Here is a 653-nt window from a genome sequence, read left to right as displayed (position 1 = left end):
CCGGGTCGCCGAGGGCGGCGGCGAGTGTTCCGTCTCCGTCGACGACGTGACGGGCGGCGCCCTCGCCGTGCGGCACCGCCCCGGTCCGCTCGGCGGCCAGCGCCACCGCGGCGTCACGGGCGGCGGACGCCTCGTCCACGGTCAGCGTGCGGTCGGCGGCACGGAAGCGGAGCGCGTAGGCGAGGGACTTCTTGCCCTCACCGAGCTGCTCCACGTTCTCGTACACGTCGAACAGGCGCAGCGATTCGAGGAGTTCACCCGCGCCCTCGCGCAGCACCTGCTCGACCTCATCGGCCGGGACCGCGCGGTCGACGACGAGCGCGACGTCCTGCGTGGCGACCGGGTAGGTGGAGATCCGCGGGGCCTGGACCGCGCCGGTGCCGGCCCGCTCCAGGAGGTCGAGGTCGACCTCGGCCGCGCAGGTGCGCGCGGGCAGGCTGAGCGCCTTGACCACGCGCGGGTGCAGCTCACCGGCGTGGCCGACGAGCGTCTGCCTGCCGTCGATGTCGACGTACAGCGCGGCGCAGCGGCCCGGGTGCCACGGCTCGTGCTGGTCGGCGCGGACGGTCAGCTCGGCCCGGGCGTCACCGCGTTCGTGGGCCCCAACGGACAGGGCAAGACCAATCTCGTCGAGGCCGTCGGCTACCTGGCCC

1 protein-coding gene and 1 pseudogene are annotated in these 653 nt (G+C 75.0%); one reads left to right on the top strand and one right to left on the bottom strand.

Annotated elements, in window-relative coordinates:
• Positions 1-133: 133 nt before the first annotated feature.
• A pseudogene (locus tag OFY01_RS32810) lies at positions 134-517 on the bottom strand (phenylalanine--tRNA ligase subunit beta-related protein); the annotation flags it as partial.
• On the opposite strand from OFY01_RS32810, the gene OFY01_RS32805 reads away from it, so the two are divergent.
• On the top strand, positions 461-653 hold a 193-nt coding region (locus tag OFY01_RS32805; protein ID WP_266601338.1), incomplete at its 3' end, for a hypothetical protein. The pseudogene OFY01_RS32810 and the gene OFY01_RS32805 sit on opposite strands and share 57 nt — an antisense overlap.

The sequence above is a fragment of the Streptomyces beihaiensis genome (genome assembly GCF_026274175.1).
GTDB lineage: Bacteria > Actinomycetota > Actinomycetes > Streptomycetales > Streptomycetaceae > Streptomyces > Streptomyces beihaiensis.
This window is presented reverse-complemented; position numbering and strand designations above follow the sequence as displayed.